Origin of the sequence: Burkholderia sp. Se-20373 (genome assembly GCF_017104705.1) — a bacterium.
GTDB lineage: Bacteria > Pseudomonadota > Gammaproteobacteria > Burkholderiales > Burkholderiaceae > Burkholderia.
On sequence record NZ_JAAGPH010000035.1, the window covers coordinates 12,684 to 31,234 of the forward strand.

Annotated in this window: 16 protein-coding genes; 5 read left to right on the plus strand and 11 right to left on the minus strand. The window is 68.0% G+C overall.

Going from position 1 to position 18,551, the window contains the following annotated elements; all coding sequences use genetic code 11:
* Positions 1–38: 38 nt before the first annotated feature.
* The 6 genes from G3N96_RS14420 to G3N96_RS14445 form a co-directional block, all read right to left on the minus strand.
* On the minus strand, positions 39–1,493 hold the full coding sequence (locus tag G3N96_RS14420) for a DHA2 family efflux MFS transporter permease subunit (RefSeq protein WP_206137612.1): 1,455 nt from the start codon (positions 1,491–1,493) through the stop codon (positions 39–41).
* Positions 1,490–2,053: an isochorismatase family protein gene (locus tag G3N96_RS14425; RefSeq protein ID WP_206137613.1), complete on the minus strand. Its 564-nt coding sequence runs from the start codon at positions 2,051–2,053 to the stop codon at positions 1,490–1,492. The genes G3N96_RS14420 and G3N96_RS14425 overlap by 4 nt, the downstream gene beginning before the upstream one ends.
* Before the next feature lie 67 nt (positions 2,054–2,120).
* Entirely contained in the window at positions 2,121–2,576 is a 456-nt protein-coding gene (locus tag G3N96_RS14430) for a MarR family transcriptional regulator (protein ID WP_124577295.1), read from the minus strand.
* Positions 2,577–2,648: 72 nt separating this feature from the next.
* Entirely contained in the window at positions 2,649–2,882 is a 234-nt protein-coding gene (locus G3N96_RS14435; protein ID WP_174916511.1) for a hypothetical protein, read from the minus strand.
* Between the two features lie 44 nt (positions 2,883–2,926).
* Complete coding sequence (locus G3N96_RS14440; RefSeq protein WP_206137614.1) at positions 2,927–4,021, minus strand: serine hydrolase; 1,095 nt, start codon at positions 4,019–4,021, stop codon at positions 2,927–2,929.
* A gap of 242 nt (positions 4,022–4,263) precedes the next feature.
* A complete protein-coding gene (locus G3N96_RS14445; protein ID WP_206137615.1) occupies positions 4,264–4,563 on the minus strand; it encodes a hypothetical protein in 300 nt (99 codons plus the stop codon).
* 51 nt (positions 4,564–4,614) lie between these two features.
* Between G3N96_RS14445 and G3N96_RS14450 the strand changes: the two genes are divergently transcribed.
* Together G3N96_RS14450 and G3N96_RS14455 are read left to right on the plus strand one after the other, a co-directional pair.
* Positions 4,615–5,490, plus strand: a complete 876-nt coding sequence (locus G3N96_RS14450) for a LysR substrate-binding domain-containing protein (protein WP_089442252.1) — start codon at positions 4,615–4,617, stop codon at positions 5,488–5,490.
* Between the two features lie 79 nt (positions 5,491–5,569).
* On the plus strand, positions 5,570–5,854 hold the full coding sequence (locus G3N96_RS14455) for a transcriptional regulator (protein WP_069251804.1): 285 nt from the start codon (positions 5,570–5,572) through the stop codon (positions 5,852–5,854).
* Positions 5,855–5,912: 58 nt separating this feature from the next.
* Here G3N96_RS14455 and G3N96_RS14460 read toward each other — a convergent pair whose 3' ends face one another.
* From G3N96_RS14460 to G3N96_RS14470, 3 genes are all read right to left on the minus strand, one after another.
* The gene (locus G3N96_RS14460) at positions 5,913–6,656 is read right to left on the minus strand and encodes a transporter (protein ID WP_124577285.1); all 744 of its coding nucleotides are present in this window, start codon (positions 6,654–6,656) and stop codon (positions 5,913–5,915) included.
* A gap of 82 nt (positions 6,657–6,738) precedes the next feature.
* Positions 6,739–9,504, minus strand: coding sequence for a magnesium-translocating P-type ATPase (gene mgtA, locus G3N96_RS14465; RefSeq protein ID WP_206137616.1), 2,766 nt, complete (start codon positions 9,502–9,504; stop codon positions 6,739–6,741).
* Positions 9,505–10,225: 721 nt separating this feature from the next.
* Positions 10,226–11,872 carry a S8 family peptidase gene (locus G3N96_RS14470; protein WP_206137617.1) on the minus strand — a complete coding sequence of 549 codons (1,647 nt, stop codon included), beginning with the start codon at positions 11,870–11,872 and terminating at the stop codon, positions 10,226–10,228.
* A gap of 421 nt (positions 11,873–12,293) precedes the next feature.
* Here G3N96_RS14470 and G3N96_RS14475 point away from each other — a divergent pair, with 421 nt between their 5' ends.
* The 3 genes from G3N96_RS14475 to G3N96_RS14485 all read left to right on the plus strand — a co-directional run bounded on the left by G3N96_RS14475 (position 12,294) and on the right by G3N96_RS14485 (position 15,341).
* The gene (locus tag G3N96_RS14475) at positions 12,294–13,190 is read left to right on the plus strand and encodes a glutamate/aspartate ABC transporter substrate-binding protein (RefSeq protein WP_206137618.1); all 897 of its coding nucleotides are present in this window, start codon (positions 12,294–12,296) and stop codon (positions 13,188–13,190) included.
* A gap of 354 nt (positions 13,191–13,544) precedes the next feature.
* Positions 13,545–14,798 carry a multidrug effflux MFS transporter gene (locus tag G3N96_RS14480; RefSeq protein ID WP_124577273.1) on the plus strand — a complete coding sequence of 418 codons (1,254 nt, stop codon included), beginning with the start codon at positions 13,545–13,547 and terminating at the stop codon, positions 14,796–14,798.
* A gap of 21 nt (positions 14,799–14,819) precedes the next feature.
* Positions 14,820–15,341, plus strand: coding sequence for a GNAT family protein (locus G3N96_RS14485; RefSeq protein ID WP_124577412.1), 522 nt, complete (start codon positions 14,820–14,822; stop codon positions 15,339–15,341).
* Positions 15,342–15,387: 46 nt separating this feature from the next.
* Here the strand turns inward: G3N96_RS14485 and G3N96_RS14490 are convergent, their stop codons facing one another.
* Both G3N96_RS14490 and pbpC read right to left on the minus strand, forming a co-directional pair.
* The gene (locus G3N96_RS14490; RefSeq protein ID WP_206137619.1) at positions 15,388–16,077 is read right to left on the minus strand and encodes a hypothetical protein; all 690 of its coding nucleotides are present in this window, start codon (positions 16,075–16,077) and stop codon (positions 15,388–15,390) included.
* A 227-nt stretch (positions 16,078–16,304) separates the two neighbouring features.
* Positions 16,305–18,551, minus strand: a complete 2,247-nt coding sequence (pbpC, locus tag G3N96_RS14495) for a penicillin-binding protein 1C (RefSeq protein ID WP_206137620.1) — start codon at positions 18,549–18,551, stop codon at positions 16,305–16,307.

Sequence of the window (18,551 nt, forward strand, 5' to 3'; positions counted from 1 at the left end):
GGGGCGCGGCGTGACGTAGCGCGACGCAGCGCCCGCAGTCAGCGCGAACCGGCGCGCGCGGCGCCGGCAGGTTTCCCGCCCGCCCCGGCCGACCACAACGGCAGCTGCAGCGTCGTGACGAAGCTCGCCGCGTGCAGCACGCAAAGCAGGCCGAACGCCCACGCGTACGCGTTCGCCTGCGTGCCGCCGCTCGCCACCGATTCGGCCTGCAGCCGCCACGCGAGGAACAGCGAGCAGATCGTCGTGAACGTCGGGCCACCGAGACGCTGCACGATATTGAGCGAGGTCGTCGCCATCGGCAGGTTGCGCCGCTCGACCGACGCATACGCGGCGGAAATCGACGGCGCGCCGATCGCGCTCTGGCCCATGCCGCGCAGGAACAGCGCGGGCACGAGCAGGATCGGATCGTAGCCGGTCAGCGCGAGAAACACCAACGGCAGCGTCGCGAACAGCGCGAGCAACGCGCCGGCGGCGGCCAGCCGGCGCACGCCGAACCGGCTCGTGAGCGCGCCCATCGACGGGTAGGTGACCAGCATGCCCAGCCCCATCGGCGCGAGTAGCCAGCCCATTTCGCCGGGTGTGCGGCCGCACGCCTGGATCAGGAACACCGGAATCAGCATCTGGCCCGCGAACAGCGCGCCGTTCGACAGGAACTGCGTCGACGCGGCCGCGCCGAACACCTTCCGGCGAAACAGCCCCAGGTCGATCAGCGCGTGGTCGCCCTTGCGCGTTTCGACCCGCAGGAACGCCGCGAGCAACAGCGCGGCCGCGACGATCGCCGCGATGCCGAGCGCTTCGTTGATCCGCTCGATCCCGTACAGGAACAGCACGAGCCCCGGCGACAGCAGCGCGAGGCCGACCCAGTCGAGTTCGCGCGGCTGCGTGTCGTCGCGGTCGCCGGGCAGGAACCGCACGGCCAGCGCGAGCGCCAGCACGCCGACCGGCAGGTTCACGAGAAACAGCCAGCGCCACGACGTGTGCTGCAGGATCGCGCCGGCAACCACCGGGCCGAGGATCGGCGCGAGCAGCACCGGCACGGCCGCGTAGCCGATCACGCGCGCCATCTGCTGGCCGGCGACGCGCGCGATCATCATCTGCGCCATCGGCGCGAGCAGCCCGCCGCTCACGCCTTGCAGCACGCGGAAGGCGATCAGCGAGGGCGCGGACCACGCGAGCCCGCACAGCGCCGACGTGAGCGTGAACGCCGAGAAGCACCACAGATACAGCGCCTTCGCGCCGATCCGGTCGACGAGCCAGCCGTTCAGCGGCAGCACCAGCGTGAGCGCGAGCAGGTAGCCGCTCGTCACCCACTGGATCGTCGCGAGATTCGCGTGCAGGTCGGTCGCGAGACTCGACAGCGACACGTTGATGATCGTCGCGTCGAGCTGCGACAGCAACGAGCCCAGCACCGCGACCGCGCTGACCTTCCAGATCGACGGATCGAGCCGGCCGGCCGCGGGGGCCCGCGCCGGCCGAGTGCGTGGATCGCTCACGCGCCGCGCCGGTCGAGCAGCGCGACGATGTCCTGCGTCGTGCCCGTCTCGCCGAGGCGCGGGAACAGACGCTCGATGCTGTTCACATGCGCATCCGCGTTGAGGTCGGTCATCGCATCGACGGCGAGCGTGACGTTGTAGCCGAGTTCATGCGCCTGCCGTGCGGTCGATTCGACGCCGATGCTCGTCGCGACGCCGGTCAGCACGATCTGCGTGACGCCGGCGGCCTTCAGGTGTGCGTCGAGGTCGGTGCCGGTGAAGGCCCCCCAGGTCTTTTTCGTCACGAGGTGGTCGCCCGGCTGCCGGTTCAGTTCGGGCACGAGTTCGGCCCAGTCGGCCGGGAGCTGTGCCGTGCGCGGCGGTTGCTCGGTGCGACCCGGTGCGCCGCCCGCGACATTGACGAGCACGACCGGCAGGCCGCGGCTGCGGAACGCGTCGAGCAGCGCGCGGGTGTGCGCGATCACCGGTTCGACCGGGTGTGCGGTGGGCAGGGCGACGATGCCTTTCTGCAGGTCGATGACGACGAGGGCCGTGTTCGTGTCGAGACGGGTTGCGCTCATGATGGGACTCAGTGAAAGGGACGAAGGAAGCCGTGCGCGCGAATGCCGCCGGGCGCGCCGGCCGGATTCATTGCTCGCCGATGCGGCGGATCAGCGGGATCGCGGCGGCGAGCGTGGCGATATCTTCGGGATCGAGCTGCTCGATCGCGGCGCCGAGCCATTTGTGTTTCGCGGCGTTGCGCTTGAGCCGCGCGTCGAGGCCGGCCGCGGTCAACCGGAACAGGATCTGGCGGCCGTCGGTCGGATGCGGTTCGCGTTCGACCAGACCGTCTTCCTCGAGGCTGGCAAGCGTCGCCTTCATCGACTGCGGCTTCATCGCTTCGGCGCGCGCGAGGTCGGCGGTCGTCATCGGCCCGTGTCGCTGGAGGCGCGCGAGCGCACTCGTCTGCGACATGCCGAGCCCGCCGGATTCGATCTCGGAGCGGAGTCGGCGGATCAACTGGCCGACCGCGAGGGTCAGATCGGCGGCGACGATATCGGCGGAAACGCCGGATTTGCGTGGCGGGTTCATGCGGCGGATCATAGAACACGACAGTTAAACTTGCAAGTTTAACTGTCGAATCGATCGCCGGATCGCGGTGCGGCTGAAGGGCGGTTACGCGCTGCGGAGCGGGACCGGGACGACCTCGCTGTATCTCGGGGTCGCGTCCTCGTGCAGCAGGTCGCCGAGGTATTGTGCGAGTTCGTCGGCGGCGAGCGCGGACGGAATGTGCAGGTCGGCCGGGCGTCGCTTGCCTTCAGTGCCAAGGTCGAACACGGCCCAGCGGCCGTTCTTGCGGACGACGGCCAGCAGCCTTCCGAATGCGTTGAAGCGGTATTCGTCCTGCATGGCATCGCTCCGTGAGGGTGAACGCGCCGGCCGCCCGTGCGCGCTTACTGGATCGAGCAGGACAGCCAGCGATGGATCTTGATGGCATCGCTCGAGACGCCCGCGCGCGTCGGTGCGCCGAGCAGCACGACCGTTTCGCGGCGGCCCTTCACTCGCATGCGCATCACGACGCCGTGCCCCGACTCGTTGATGAAGCCGGTCTTCTGCAGCCGGATCGGCAGGCGGCGGTAGCGGACGAGCGGGTCGGAATTCACGTACAGCAGCTCGCCGTCGCCCGGGCGCACGGTGGTCGACGTATCCGTCGAGAAATAGCGGATCAACGGATCCTGCGCGGCCGCGCCGACGAGCTTCGCGAGATCCTCTGCCGTCGACACGTTGTGCGGCGACAGGCCGGTCGGCTCGCGGAAGTGCGTATGGCGCATGCCGAGCCGGCGCGCTTCGCGATTCATCGCGTTGACGAACGCGGCGCGTCCGCCCGGATAGTCGCGGCTCAGCGCGGCGGCCGCGCGGTTTTCCGACGACATCAGCGCGATATGGAACATCTCGCGGCGCGACAGTTCCGAGCCGATCTGCAGGCGCGACCCGGTGAACTTGATCGTGTCGCGGTCGTGCGCGGTGACGCGCAGCACGCCGTTCAGCGGACGGTCGGCGTCGCGCGCGACGACGGCCGTCATCAGCTTCGAGATCGACGCGATCGGCCGCACGGTGCGTGCGTTGCGGGCCAGCAGCGGCGTGCCGGAGTCGACGTCGAGCACGTAGGCCGCGCGTGAATGCAGGGCATTGACCGCGCGCGGGTTGTAGCCGCAGCTCGCCATCAGGCGCGGCCTGGCTGCCGGGCGCGGGCGCACGGCGGTCGTGCGCTTGGCGCGACGCTGCTGCGGAGCCGGTGCCGCGTGACGCTTGACCGCCTGGTGCTTCACACGCGGGCGACGATGCTTGACGGCTTTCCTGTTGCGCTGGGCCGGCTTCTTCTTGACGGTTTTCTTGACGGCCTTCGCCGGCGCATGAGCATGCGCGGCGCGCGGCGGCGGATTGCGTGGCGTGGACGACGCGTTCGTCGAGAAGGCGAACATCAGCATCGACAGGGCGACGAGCAGGGTGGTCCGGGCGAGAGGCAGGCGCGCGATGAGGCCGGTCAAGCGAAAGTCTCCTTGTCACGCGTGGCGAAGCTGCGTGAAATGCGTGGGCGGTCAGCGGGATGCGGAAAATTATACGGTCGATCGCGGGGCGATGACGATCGAAGGCGGGAAAAGATGCGCGATTCGGTGAAATCGGGATGCGCTGACCGGTGATTCGAGGAGGGCGCAGCGGCCTGCGCGATTGCGGTCGCTCGATATATGACGCGATACGCGGCGCGATCGTGGATCGATAGCGCCGATGCTCAACGCGGCCAGTTGCGCCGCGACACCACCGCAAAACTGATCGCGATCGAGCCGGTCACAGGGCGCGGCGGCGCGTCGTTCGGCGCGCTCATCGCATCCACCGCATCGCCGAAACGAAAGCGGCGGCCGCGGCCGTCAGCGCGTTCGGCACGTCGTCTCGGCGCGCGCGGATCGGCCGTTGCGGTGCGCTCATCGAGGGCGGCCGGTGCGCACGACGTGTCGTCGGGCGGACATTCACGGACGAGATCAGCAGACATGATGGTCGATTCCTGAAAGGGGATGTCCGTATTGAACGCCATCGCATTCGATCGGTAAAATGAATGTTTCGATCGTTACGATTCCTTTTAAGAATGGAATTGAAACTGCTGCGAACCTTCCTGACGGTCACCGAGCTGAGCCATTTCAGTCGCGCGGCCGATGCGCTGCACATGAGCCAGCCGGCGCTGAGCAAGCAGATCGGCGCGCTCGAGGCGAGCCTCGGCGGCAAGCTGTTCGAGCGCGGCCGGCACGGCGCGGAACTCACCGCGTTCGGCGAGCGTTTCCTGCCCGATGCGCAAGCGCTCGTGCGCGATGCGGACGAGATTCTCACCCGCGCGCGCGAACTGTCGAGCGGGCAACGCGGTCATTTGCGGCTGGGCATCTGCCTGTCGGTGCTGACGCTCGTCCCGAAGCTCGTCGCGGAGTTTCGCAGCCGGAATCCCGGCATTGCCGTCACGTTGAGCGACCTCTCGTCCGCGGAGCAGACGCGTCGGCTCCGCGCGGGCAAGCTCGATGCGGGATTCCTGCGTCTGCCGTCGGACGAAGGGCTGTCGTCGTTCAAGGTGATCGACGAGGCGCTGGCGCTGGCGGTGCCGCCGCATCTCGGCCTGAAGCGCGTGCCGGCCGATCTCGGCACGCTCAACGAGATTGGCTTCATCGCATTGCAGCGCGCACGCGGCCAAGGGTTGGCCGCGCAGGTCGACCGATGGTGCGTCGAGCGCCGTTTCGTGCCGCACGTGACGCAACAGGCCGAGGACGTGCAGTCGGTGCTCGCGTCGGTCGCGGCCGGCGCGGGCGTCGCGTTCATTCCGTCGCGTGCGCAATATCTGCTGCGCGACGCGACGGTATTGCCGCTCGACGGCCGGGACGCGAAGTGGCGCGTCGGGCTCGCGTGGCTGTCGGATCGCGACGATCCCGTCACCACACGCTTCGTGTCGTTCATGCGTGCCGCGATCAAGAATGCATGATGGACGAAGCGGTATAGTGTCCTCAGCCGGCGGCGGTCGTCCGATCGCCAGCCCCAGTCTCGCTTATCAACCGCCATCCATGACTTCAGAATCCGACGACGCCCCGCTCGATCCCGCACTCGTCGCGACGCTCGCGACGCTGAACGACGCCGCGAGCGATCCGGCCGGCAAGACCTGGTCGTTGCCGAAGATCGCGAAACGCGCGCAACTGCCGATGAGCACGCTGCGCCGCGTGCTGACGCAGCTCGACGCCGCGGGCCTGAGCGCGACGACCTTGAACGAGGACGGCACCGGCAGCGCCGCGCTGACCGACGAAGGGCGCGCGGTGTGCGCGCAACTGTTCGGCGCGAACGACGCGCAATGAAAAACGGGCCGCTGGAAGCGGCCCGTCGTCTTGCGGTTCGACACGCGGCGTCGATGCGCTACCACCGCACCGTCACGCCGCCCATCACCGAATGATCGTAGGTCTGGTCGTTCAGCCCGCGCCGGTAGCCGAGGTCGAGATCGAGCCACGGCTTCGGCGAATAGATCGCGCCCGCGATCACGAAGGCGGGATTCGCGCCGGCACCGCTTGCCGTGTGGCGCGACGTGCCGATGTCGGCCACGATCTGCAGCGTGTCGGTCGCCTTGTAGATCGCCGCGCCCGACACGGCCCAGATCGACGTCAGGTCGCCCTGGCGATTCGGCTGGACCGTCATGCCCGCATTCGCGAGGAACGCAAACCGTGCGACGTCGAGCTGCGCGAGCAGCGTTGCGCCGGCGCCCACGCGGCCGGTGCCGAGCCCGCGCCGGTCGTTGCCGGTCGGCGTCGTCAGTTTCGGCTTCAGCGCGATCGACAGCGGGCCGCGCTCGACGAAGCGCCATTTCATGCCGATCTCGATATCGCCGATTCCGGCGCCATTCTCGTCGGTGCGTGTCTGCAGATGCGTGTAAGGCGCGTTCACGTAGAGATCGACGTGCTCGCCGAAGCCGCGCGTGAGCGTCGCGTTCCACAGCTGGTGGCGGCCGTTTTCTTCCTGTTTCGAGGTTTCCTCGGCGTTGAACTCGAACTGCCAGTTCGCGTTGCCTTGCGTGCCCGTATCGTCGCTGACGAGCGGATGGGTGGCGAACGCGTCGAACGGCGCGAGGAAGGCGCTCGCGGCTGCGAGCGGAAGCATTCTTTTCATGGGAGATCACCTGTCGTGCGTGGCGTGCCTGCCGGCCCGCGCGGATGGCGCGGGCCGGCACGACGCCTTCAAGCGGGGACGCTCAGAACCACTGCTTGTAGCGGCGCACGTAGATCGTCTTGACGATCTGCGCGAGCAGGATGTAGCCGACCATCGTCGCGGCGAGCCACAGCCAGAAGGTGCCCGGCAGGTGCATGAAGCCGAGCGATTCGGCGAACGGCGAGAACGGCAGCCAGCAGCCGATCGCGATCGCGGTGAACGTCGACAGCAGCACCGGCAGCGCGGCCGTGCTCTGCAGGAACGGGATCTTCTGCGTGCGCAGCAGGTGCACGACGAGCGTCTGCGAGACCAGGCTCTCGATGAACCAGCCCGAGTTCATCACGATCTGGCCGCCGGTGCCGCCGTTCAGGTGATACATCGCACCCGCGCCGAACACGGTCCACATCAGGATGTAGGTCGTGATGTCGAACACCGACGACGTCGGTCCGACCCACAGCATGAAGCGGCTGATGTTGCCGGCTTCCCACTTGCGCGGCTTCTTCAGGAACTCGGGATCCATCTTGTCCCACGGCAGCAGCATCTGCGACGTGTCGTAGATCAGGTTCAGCACGAGCAGCTGCGTCGCGAGCATCGGCTCCCACGGCAGGAACGCGCTGGCGACGAGCACCGAGAACACGTTGCCGAAGTTCGAGCTGGCCGTCATGTTCAGGTACTTCAGGATGTTGCCGAACGTCTCGCGGCCCTTGATCACGCCTTCCTCGAGCACCATCAGGCTCTTTTCGAGCAGGATGATGTCGGCGGTTTCCTTCGCGATGTCGGCGCCGCTGTCGACCGAGATGCCGACGTCTGCGTCGCGCAGCGCGGGCGCATCGTTGATGCCGTCGCCGAGGAAGCCGACCGTGTGGCCGTTCGCCTGCAGCGCCTTGACGATGCGCGCCTTCTGCAGCGGCGTGAGCTTCGCGAACACGGTCGTGCGTTCGACGACTTCCGCGAGCGTCGCGTCGTCGAGCGCTTCGATTTCCGTACCGAGAATCGGCTTGCCGGGCTCGAGGCCGACCTGGCGGCACACCTTCATCGTGACGATCGGGTTGTCGCCCGTCAGCACCTTCACCGCGACGCCGTTTTCGCGCAGCGCCGCGAGCGCCGGCGCGGCCGATTCCTTCGGTGGATCGAGGAAGGTCAGGAAGCCGCGCACGACGAGGTCGCGTTCGTCGGCGGTGCGGTACTGCTCGCGCTCGTCGCCGCGCGGGATCGTGCGCGTGGCGAGCACGAGCACGCGGAAGCCATCCTCGTTGTACGCGCTGGCCTGTTCGAGCAGCCGCTTGCGCGCGACGAAGTCGAGCGGGCGCACGCCGTCCTCATCCTGCACGTGCGTGGAGACGGCCAGCATTTCCTCGACCGCGCCCTTGCAGATCAGCAGGTGCGTGCCGCGCGTGTCCTCGACGACGACCGACAGGCGGCGCCGCACGAAGTCGAACGGCAGTTCGTCGATCTTCTTGTAGCCCTGCGGCTTCACGCGCTCGCCGATCTCGTCGGCACGCGCGACGACCGCGATGTCGATCAGGTTCTTCTGGCCGCTCTGGTGGAAGCTGTTCAGCCAGCCGAGCCGCAGGATCTCCTCGTCCTTGTAGCCCGACAGGTCGAGGTGATGCTCGAGGATGATCTTGTCCTGCGTGAGCGTGCCGGTCTTGTCGGTGCACAGCACGTCCATCGCGCCGAAGTTCTGCACCGAGTTCAGCCGCTTGACGACGACCTTGCGGCGCGCCATCGCAACCGCGCCGCGCGCGAGGTTCGCGCTGACGATCATCGGCAGCATCTCCGGCGTGAGGCCCACGGCCACCGCGAGGGCGAACGTGAGCGCGCTCAGCCAGTCGCCCTTGGTCAGCCCGTTGATCATGAACACGATCGGCACCATCACGAACATGAACTTGATCAGCAGCCAGCTCACGCTCGCGACGCCGCGGTCGAAGCTCGTCTCGATGCGCTTGTGGCTCACGACGTTGCGCGCGAGCGAGCCGAAGTAGGTGTCCTCGCCGGTCGCGACGACGACGGCCGTCGCCGTGCCGCTGACGACGTTGGTGCCCATGAAGCAGACATTCTCGAGATCGAGCAGCGATGCCGACGTATCGGTCGCGGAGTCGGCCGCGCGCGTGCCGGCGGATTTGCCGGCGACCGCGCCGAGCGTGTCGTACTTTTCGACGGGCAGCGCCTCGCCGGTCAGCACGGCCTGGCTGATGAACAGGTCGCGCGACGCGAGCAGGCGCACGTCCGCCGGGATCATGTCGCCGGCCGACAGGTGCACGATGTCGCCGGCCACGACTTCGCGCATGGGCACCTCGCGGCGTGTCGGCTCGGACGTGTCGGTCATGGCACGCTGCACGGTGGCCGTCGTGCGGACCATCGCCTTCAGCTTCTCGGCCGCGCGCAGCGAACGGAATTCCTGCACGAAGCGCAGCAGCGCGCTGATCGTGACCATCGTCAGCAGGATCGTCATGCCGACGTAATCGCGATCGTCGGGCGCCGCGAAATAGACGTCGGTGAAGAAGCTGATGGCGGCGAGTACCAGCAGCACGTAGACGAACGGGTTGTGGAACGAGAGCAGCAACTGGCGGGTCCAGTGCGGCGGCTCGTCGTGCGCGATTTCGTTCGGGCCGTAGTGCTGCAGGCGGTCGGCAGCCTGGTCGTAGGTGAGGCCGCGTGTGCTGGTGTTCAGCGACTTCAGCGTGTCGTCGAGCGGACGGGCCGCTTCCTGCGCGGCGCGCATGATGCGCGGATCGTTCTGCTGGGCGCCGCCGGCCTTGATGAAGCCGCGCTGTTTCTTGTGCGATGTGTTGTGTCGTGTCGTCATGAGTCGCTCCTTGCGCACGAGGCGGCGGGCGGGGAGCGACCGTGACGTTATCGACGCACGAGCGCTCCCCGCCGCGTCGCGTCAGGCGCGATCGGCTGTGGGTCGGTGAAGGCGGGAACGCTCGCCGGCGCGGGCGGTGCGGCCGGAGGGGCGGTGCGCGGCGTCGCACCGGCGAGCGGTAATCGACTACTGTCGTCTGAGTTCATCTGTACTCCTGTCGGTTGCGGATAGTCGGCACGGGCGATCGACGGCGACGCACGCACGAAGGCGCGCGGCCGTACGGCACGCGAACGGAGAACGCACGCGGCTGACGCTGCGCGCAACACGAACGCACGCGCGCGACGGCGCATCGCGTGCATTCGACAATCATGAAAATTCGGCGGGAGATCTGGCCAGTCAAGTCAGGCCGGAAGGACGCCGCATCCTGCTTCCCGGGATGCGGCAGAAGACGAGGCTCTGCGCGTGTTCCTCAGGCAGCAGTCAAGTTGGTCGAGGACCAACTACAACTCGCATCGGTGTTCACAGAACACTCCATGTAATTAGACGGGAGCGATGGTAATGGGTCGCTGTGCGAAGCGTCAACCCTTTTGTCAGTCGTTATTTCGAGAAACGTAATCGGGGTGATGGGTGCGCGGCGCGCGGTCGGATCGACGCCAATGAAACGGCCGCGCGCATGCAATATCGGCATGCGCGCGGCCGGGTCCAGGCAGCGGGGGACGTATCAGTGGGCCGATGCGACGGCGGCCCCTGCATCGAGGATGCCCGAGCCTGCCGGCATCGCGGTGCACGACGTGCCGGCCGCGAGCTTGGTCGTGCGCGTGCCGCCCTGCAGCTTCTGCTGGATTTGCGCGGGCGTGAGGTTGCCGTTTACCGACAACATCAGCGCGGCAACCCCCGTCACTTGCGGCGTGGCGAGGCTGGTGCCGTTCGCGAGGCCGTAGGTGTCCGAGCCCGGGGTCGTCGTGCCGGTATTCGACGTCGACAGGATATTGACGCCCGGTGCGCTCAGCGAGACATCGGGGCCGAAATTGCTGAACGACGCGCGGCGGCCGGTCGCGTCGGTGGCGCCGACGCTGATCACGCCGCGGCAGTTCGCGGGCTGGTCGAGCCCGGTCGACAGGCCGTCGTTGCCGGCGGCGACGATGACGGTCACGCCCTTCGCGGTCACGTCGTCGATGGCCTGCTGGAACGTCGTGCTGCACGCGCCGATACCACCGAGGCTCAGGTTGATGACCTTCGCGGGGCGCGGGTTGTTCGGCACGCCGTTCACCGCGATGCCGGCGGCCCAGCGCATCCCGTCGGCGATGTCGCTCGTCGTGCCGCCGCACTTGCCGAGCACGCGCACCGGCAGGATCTGGCCGAGCCACGACACGCCGGCGATGCCGGTGCCGTTGTTGGCGGTCGCGCCGATCACGCCCATCACGCGGGTGCCGTGCCAGCTGCTGTCGCTCGGCTGGCTCGCGCAGTGATAGTACGGACCGTTGACGTTGTCGAGCTCCTGCTGCGTGACCCAGTCACCCGGGTCGGTTGCGTCAGGGCTGCGGGTCAGGCCGTTGTTGCTGGTGTTGACGTTGCTGATGAAGCTGTAGCCGGACAGCAGGTTGCCGACGAGGTCGGCGTGCGGCCGGTAGCCCGTGTCGAGCACCGCCGTGACGACGGTCGGCGAACCCTTGGTCGCGCTCCATGCGGGCGGCAGGTCGATCCCGGCGGTCGGGTCGGACAGGTACCACTGCTGGCTGTAGAGCGGGTCGCTCGGCGTGTCGCGGATCTGCATCGGATGATCCGGTTCCGCGTAGTCGACGTCCGAATCGGCTGCGAATGCCTGCGCGAGCGCGGCGGCATCGGTGGCGGCCATGCGCTGGCCGAGCGACAGCACGCTCGCGCCGTTCGAGATCGTCCGTTCGACCTGTACGTTCACCGGCGTTTGCCCGACCGTGCTCGCATACGCACGTGCGCTGCCGGCGACCGGCGCCGTCCAGCGCGTCAGCGAGCGCTGGATCACCGCGTCGAGCCGCGTCCCGTTGTCGATGGCGGCCATCGCACGCGTGGCCGTCAGCGTCTTCAGCTTGACGATCAGGTGATCGATCGGCGGTTCGGTCGGCGCGGTCTGCGCGGCCATCTGCACGGCGGCTTGCTGCGTCGTGCACGCATTGCTGCCGGAAGACGCGGGCGGGGCCGTGGGATTGGAGGGCGCGGGTGACGGCGCGGGGGCAGGCGCTGCGTTGGAAGAAGACGGGTTGCTGCCGTCGCCGCCGCCTCCGCCGCCGCAACCGGCGAGGGGCAGGAGGGCGGCGGCGGACAGCATGCCGGCGAGCATGCGCGCATGTGCGGAGCGCGCCAGCGCAAGATTGAAACGCTTGGTTCTCATGTTGAAACTCGATCCTCGTAGATAACCGTCGTGCCGGCGGTGGCGCTGGTCCGGCTGACCCGGACCTTGTCTTTTTTGTCTGACGGTTGCAGCCAGGTTGCTGCGACGCGCCATGCACTGGGTAACGGCCTGCGCGGCGGCTTCTTGAGTGCGTTTCACGAGAAAAACCGGGGCGGGCGCAAACGATTACGTTGCTGCTCTGCAGCATGAACGCGTGTTTGGAACGCGTGGCACAGAAGGTGGGGCGAGTCCGTGCGCGGCCGGTCGGGCGACACGTGCGGCGCGGGCGCGTTTGCGCGGTACGGAAAACATCTTTCACGGCCCGGCCGCGCTGGAAGGTTGATTACGCTTTCCCTGATGCGACGCGAATTTTGTCGGGCGTACGATCGCGATTCGACCAACGTTTCGTCAGGAGAAAAGCATGGATCGCCGCTTACGCTGGCTGGCCGTCGCGCTGTCCTGTGCGCTGGCGGGCGCCGCGCACGCGCAGGCCCTCACCGGCACGCTGAAGAAGATCAAGGACACGGGCGTCGTGTCGCTGGGCATTCGCGAATCGTCGGTGCCGTTCTCGTATTCGGACAACCAGCAGAAGAACATCGGCTATTCGCGGGACATCGCGTCGCGCATCATCGATCAGTTGAAGGCGGAACTGAACGCGCCGAATCTCGCCGTGAAAGAAATCCCGATCACGTCGCAGAACCGGATTCCGCTGTTGCAGAACGGGACGATCGATTTCGAATGCGGATCGACGACGAACACGCTCGAACGGCAGAAGCAGGCCGCGTTCTCGAACAGTATCTTTCTTTATGGCATCCGCTTCAGCACGCGCAAGGATTCCGGCGTGAAGGACTTCGCGGACCTGGCCGGCAGGACGGTCGCGACGACGGCCGGCACGTCGGACGAGCGCCTGCTGCGCAAGCTCAACGAAGAGAAGGCGATGAACATGACGATCATCAGCGCGAAGGATCATGCCGAAGCGTTCATGAACGTCACGACCGGGCGCGCGGTGGCGTTCGTGATGGACGAGCCGCTGCTGTACGGCGAGATCGCGAAGGACCGCAACCCGGGTGCGTACACGGTGACGGGCACGCCGCTCGTCCACGAGAACTACGCGTGCATGATGCGCAGGGACGATCCGGCGTTCAAGCACGTGGTCGACGGCGTGATCGCGAAGATGCAGACGTCGGGCGCGGCCGAGAAGCTGTACAACCAGTGGTTCACGCAGCCGATTCCGCCCAAAGGCGTGAGCCTCGACTATCCGCTGTCGGCGGAAATGAGGCAGCTGTTCAGGAATCCGACGGATCAGGCGCAGTATTGACGGGATGCGGGACTGATCGACGTTCTGCAATGAAACACCGCCGGCGCGTGCCGGCGGTGTCGACAGCGCAGCGGGGCGAAATGCGCCATACACGCATGTGCGGCCCGCGTGGGGCCGGGACGCCGGGCCGGCCCGGGTTGCCACCCACCGCGATGCTCTCGCGGCGAGCACTACCGCGCCGTTAGCGGATTTCCGCGCATGCCGCAATCGGCATTCAACCTCGTCCACGCCAGGGGAATCCGGCTGCGCGGCGCGACAACGGGCACAATACGGGATTCGCCACGGCGCACGCGTGTTCGTCATTCGAACATCGCACGGCTGCGCCGCTGCTGTCCGACCTCCTTCCCCGTCGTCATGAACGCCACGCTCACTCCCGCGCGCGAGTCGAATTCGCCGCGTTTCCTGCTGTTCCTGATCTGCCTGTTCGCGTCCGCCGGCCAGCTCGCGATCGACATCTACGTGCCCGCGCTGCCCGACATGGCACGTTCGTTCGCCACCACGCCGCAGGCGATCCAGTCGAGCGTGTCCGGCTATATGGCGGCCTACGCGCTCGGCCAGCTGATTTTCGGGCCGGTCGCCGATGCCTACGGGCGCAAACGCGTGCTCGCGTTCGGGCTCGTGATCTATACGATCGGCTGCCTGCTGTCGCTCGGCGCGCAGAACCTGGAGACGTTCGTGCTCGCGCGCTGCCTGCAGGGCTTCGGGATCGCGACCACCAACCTGCTCGCGAAGGCGATCATCACCGATTCGTTCTCCGGCCAGGCGCTGATGCACGCGTTTACGTACATGTCGATCGCGTGGGGGCTCGCGCCGATCGTCGCACCGGTGATTGGCGCGCACCTGCAGGAATGGTTCGGCTGGCGCGCGTGCCTCGTGTTCCTGCTCGTGTACTCGCTGGTGATGTGGGCGCTGCTGTGGCGATACCGCGAAACCTTGCCGAAACCGGTGCATCTCGAGCCGCGCACGCTGATGACGAATGCGGGCAAGGTGCTGGCGAGCCCGGTGTTCCAGAGCTGCTTCCTCGCACAGGGGCTGTGCTACAGCATCCTGCTCGTATTCAACATCGTCGGGCCGTTCATGGTGCAGACCACGCTGCACAAGCCGCCGACCTTCTTCGGCTATCTCGCGCTCGGGATCGGGCTCATGTATTTCCTCGGCGGCCTGTCGAACCGGATTCACCGGCCTGGGCTGCCGAGCGCCGAGCAACGGCTGCGCATCGGCGCGCGCGTGATGGCAGGCGCGTCGGTCGCGATGCTGGTGCTGGCGCTGACCGTCGGGCTGCGCGTATGGACGCTCGCGACGCCCGTGCTCGTGATGGGCTTCTGCGCGGGCGCGATGTATCCGACGCTGATGGCCAAGGGCAATTCGCTGTTTCCGCATATCGCCGGCCTGACGAGCGCGATCCTCGGATGCGCGCTGCTGCTGGTGTCGTCCGCGATGATGGGGCTGGCCGGCTTCGTGTCGATTCACGTGCTGACGCCGCTCGCGGTGTTCTTCGTCGTGCTGTCGTGCATCGTCGTGTGGATGGTCACCAAGCTGTTGCGGTACCTGTCGCAGCAGCAGGCCCAGGCCGCGCCCGTCGTGTGCGGGCGCGGGGAGGCCGTGTAAGTGCCGCCTGTCGACCAGGCCGTGAGCCCGATCCTGCTGAACCGCGTCGCCCGAACCGACGCCGCCGACCTGATCGCCGCCAGTTGCGCGAGCCGGAGCCACCATCTTCCGTGGGTCGATTCGTTCACCGACCAGGCGGGTTTCGACCAGTGGTTCGGCCGCTGCCTGACGGGGCCGAACGTCGGCCTCGTCGCGCGCGAACGCACGTCCGGGGCGGTAGTCGGCGTGGTGAACCTCAACGAGATCGTCGGCGGCGTGTTCCAGAGCGCATATCTCGGGTACTACGGGATGGTGGAATTCAGCCGTACGGGACTGATGACCGAAGCCCTGCGCGCGGCGATCGGCATCGCGTTCGGCGAACTCGGGCTGCATCGGCTCGAAGCGAACATCCAGCCCGGCAACCACGCGTCGATTGCGCTGGTCCGGCGGCTCGGTTTCACGAAAGAGGGGTTTTCGCCGCGCTATCTGCGCATCGGCGGCGAATGGCGCGACCACGAACGGTGGGCGCTGCTTGCCGACGGCGAGCCGGAAGCGCGCACCTGACGGCCGATACCCGATACCGGGCGATCTTCTTCCCGCCACCGGCCGCTTATAGCGGATGCGCCGCGCCGGCCTGCGTCAGCAGCGATACGGCCGCCGGATCCGGCATCCCGTTCGAGTCGATTGCACCGGCTTTCGCGAGAGCGGCGAGATCGCTGTCGACACCCGGTTGCCCGACCGTGAACGATGTGGTCAGGAACGCCGGCGCCGCGAACGCCACCGAATAGCGCTGCTGCAGGTTCGTCACCACGGCCGATTGCGCGGCCTGCACGGTGTTCGCGCTGTTCATCGCCTGCTGGTAGCGCGAATTCCCCTGGAAATTGCCGATCAACGTCGCCGTGTTCGTGCCGAGCTGGGCGGCGAGATAGACCAGCATCAGCTCGGTCTCGGGTGTCGTGTTGAACGTGCCGCCCGCGTATGCGAGCGAATGCAGGCTCGTGCCGCCGGACGTCACGGTGATCACGCACGGCAGCGCGGCATTGACCGTCACGTTGTAGTTGCCGCCGCCGTCCGTCAGCGTCGTCGCCGACCCTGCCGCGCAACTGACCGTTACCTGCGCGCTGGCGAGTGCGCCGCCCGTCGCGGCCGTGCCGGAAAGCGCGACCGTCTGCGTGTTGTTGTTGAAGCAGGCATCGACGCCGAAGCAGGCATCGCCGTTGCACGCCTGAAGCGTCGCGAGGGTGGCGACGCAAAGGGCGCCCAGCGCGGGGCGGATGAAACGGCCGGGGTGAATGTTCATGGTCGCGGGCCTTGAGGAGAGTGGGGCAACCGGTGAGCGCCGAAAATGCGGCGCCGTTCCTATTCTAGGTCCCGAATCGGGGCGCTGCCTGGCCGTTTGGCATGCTGCCGTCGAGCAAGTCGTGCGCCGGGCCGTTGTGCCGGCGGCGGGCGTCAGTCGTGCGGTGAGCGTGCCGGCGCCATCACGTAGGCGAGCAACAGGCAACCCCGGCTCACGCATTCACCCACTCAGGGCTTCCGCGCCGCCGCCTTCGCGAACGCGCCGCGCACTTCGAAGCTGATCGTATCGGCCACGTTGCCACGCGCGTCGACGAGTTCGAGCCGGTGCCGGCCCGGCCACGGCATCCACGCGATGCGATCGGCATGCCCGATCACCTTGTCGTCGAGCCGCCACGCGAACCTCGTCGCGCGCCCGGCCGAGCGTTCGAACCAGATCCGCTGGTTCTTCGGCGGAATGTCCGGATCGATCGCGAAGATCGTGCCGTCGGTCGGCGTGCCGATCGTCAGCGGCGCGCGCGCGCCGTCCTTGCCCGGCGTGACGGGGGCGGCGAGCCGGATCGTGTCGACCGCCGTTCCCGCGATGAACCACTCGTTGCGCGACGGTTCGATATCGCGTTCGAACGTGATGCGGCGCGTCTCGACGCCGGCCGGCGCGCGCGGCGCACGGCTCGGCTGGTCCCGGTGCAGGTAGCCCACGACGGCCGACCACACGGGCGACGCGCCCGTGACGCCCGACACGTCCCACATCGGCGAGCCGTCCGCATTGCCGACCCACACGCCGACCGTATAGCGCGACGTGAAGCCGACGGTCCAGTTGTCGCGCATGTCCTTGCTGGTGCCGGTCTTGACCGCCGAGAAGAAGCGCGTCGCGAGCGGATTGTCGAAGCCGAACGTACGTACGCGCGCGTTGTTGTCGGAGAGGATGTCGGTCACGACGAAGCTGGCCGCGTCGCTGAACACGCGCGTGCCGTCGGCTGCGCGGGCGGGTGACGCGGCCGATGCGCCTGCTGCACCGGACGCCGGAGCCGGCACGTCGATGACCTTGCGGGCCACGCCGCCGTTCGCGAGCGCGCGGTACGCGTTGGTCAGCGACAGCAGCGTGACGTCCGCGCTGCCGAGCGCGAGACTGAAGCCGTAGTAATCGCCTTCCTGCGCGAGCGGCAGGCCGAGCGCGGTCAGCGTGCGCGCGAAGCGGTGCGGCGTGACGAGCACGAGCGTGCGCACGGCCGGCACGTTCAGCGAGCCGCCGAGCGCGCTGCGCACGCTCACCCAGCCCTTGAAATCCTTGTCGTAGTTCTGCGGAATGTACAGGCCGCCCCCGGCGGCGAGGTTGATCGGCGCATCGTCGAGCAGCGACGCGGCCGTCAGCCGTTTCTCGTCGATCGCCTGCGCATACAGGAACGGCTTGAGCGTCGAGCCGGCCTGGCGCGGCGCGAGCACGGCATCGACGTCGCGCGCGCCCGACAGCGCGCCGGACGAGCCGACCCACGCGCGAATCTCGCCGGTCGCGTTGTCGATCACGACGACCGCGCCGTCCTGCACGTTGCGCCGGTGCGCGGGCGCGTTGAGTTCGGTCAGCGCGCGCACCAGCGTGTCGCGCGCGAAGCGCTGCAGCGGCGCATCGAGGGTCGTGCGGATCTGCGCGCCGGCCGTTGGCCGGGCCTCGGCCGCGATGCGTCGCGCGAAGTGCGGGGCGAGGGCGGCGCCGTCGTCGCGCGCGGCACTGGCCGGGCGCGCGATGACGAGCTGTACGTAGCCGTCGAGCGACGCGCAGGCCTGCTCGGCATGCATGTCGTGCAGGATCCGGCATGCGCGCTCGGCGACTTTTGCGGGTGTTGCGTTGGGCGCGCGCACGAGCGCGGCCGCGATCGCGGCTTCGCGTGCATCGAGGCCCGACGGTGCCTTGCCGAACAGTACCTGCGACAGCGCGGCAAGGCCGATCGTCTCGCCGCGGAACGGCACGAGGTTCAGGTATGCCTCGAGCACCTGGTCCTTGCGCCAGCCGCGTTCGAGCAGCAGCGCGTTGACCGCCTGCGACGCCTTCTGCGGCAGCGAGCGCTGGCCCGAGCGGCGCGGCGAATCGCTGAGCAGCCCGGCGAGCTGCATCGTGACGGTCGATGCGCCGCGCGTGCGCTCGTTCCACAGATTGCCCCACGCGGCGCCGGCGATGCCGCGCCAGTCGACGCCGCTGTGCTCATAAAAGCGCTTGTCTTCGGACACGACGATCGCCTCGCGAAACGCGGGCGACACGTCGGCGAGCGACACCCAGTCGCCGCGCCGTTCGGTGAGGTCGACGCGCGTGCGCTGCAGCGGCGTGCCGTCGCGCGCGAGCAGCACCCAGTCGGAGCTGCGCCAGTTGCGACGCACGTCGTCGTAGCTCGGCAGCGCATGCGCGACGAGCGGTGCGGCCAGCACGATGGCGACGAATACGCGGCCGGCGAAACGCGCCGGCCGCGGCAAACCCTGATCGATCAT

Coding starts and splice junctions, on each gene's coding strand:
- G3N96_RS14425 (WP_206137613.1), bottom strand. CDS start 2,053: ATGAGCGCAACCCGTCTCGACACGAACACGGCCCTCGTCGTCATCGAC.
- G3N96_RS14430 (WP_124577295.1), bottom strand. CDS start 2,576: ATGATCCGCCGCATGAACCCGCCACGCAAATCCGGCGTTTCCGCCGAT.
- G3N96_RS14435 (WP_174916511.1), bottom strand. CDS start 2,882: ATGCAGGACGAATACCGCTTCAACGCATTCGGAAGGCTGCTGGCCGTC.
- G3N96_RS14445 (WP_206137615.1), bottom strand. CDS start 4,563: ATGGCGTTCAATACGGACATCCCCTTTCAGGAATCGACCATCATGTCT.
- G3N96_RS14450 (WP_089442252.1), top strand. CDS start 4,615: ATGGAATTGAAACTGCTGCGAACCTTCCTGACGGTCACCGAGCTGAGC.
- G3N96_RS14455 (WP_069251804.1), top strand. CDS start 5,570: ATGACTTCAGAATCCGACGACGCCCCGCTCGATCCCGCACTCGTCGCG.
- G3N96_RS14460 (WP_124577285.1), bottom strand. CDS start 6,656: ATGAAAAGAATGCTTCCGCTCGCAGCCGCGAGCGCCTTCCTCGCGCCG.
- mgtA (WP_206137616.1), bottom strand. CDS start 9,504: ATGACGACACGACACAACACATCGCACAAGAAACAGCGCGGCTTCATC.
- G3N96_RS14470 (WP_206137617.1), bottom strand. CDS start 11,872: ATGAGAACCAAGCGTTTCAATCTTGCGCTGGCGCGCTCCGCACATGCG.
- G3N96_RS14475 (WP_206137618.1), top strand. CDS start 12,294: ATGGATCGCCGCTTACGCTGGCTGGCCGTCGCGCTGTCCTGTGCGCTG.
- G3N96_RS14480 (WP_124577273.1), top strand. CDS start 13,545: ATGAACGCCACGCTCACTCCCGCGCGCGAGTCGAATTCGCCGCGTTTC.
- G3N96_RS14490 (WP_206137619.1), bottom strand. CDS start 16,077: ATGAACATTCACCCCGGCCGTTTCATCCGCCCCGCGCTGGGCGCCCTT.
- pbpC (WP_206137620.1), bottom strand. CDS start 18,551: ATGATCGATCAGGGTTTGCCGCGGCCGGCGCGTTTCGCCGGCCGCGTA.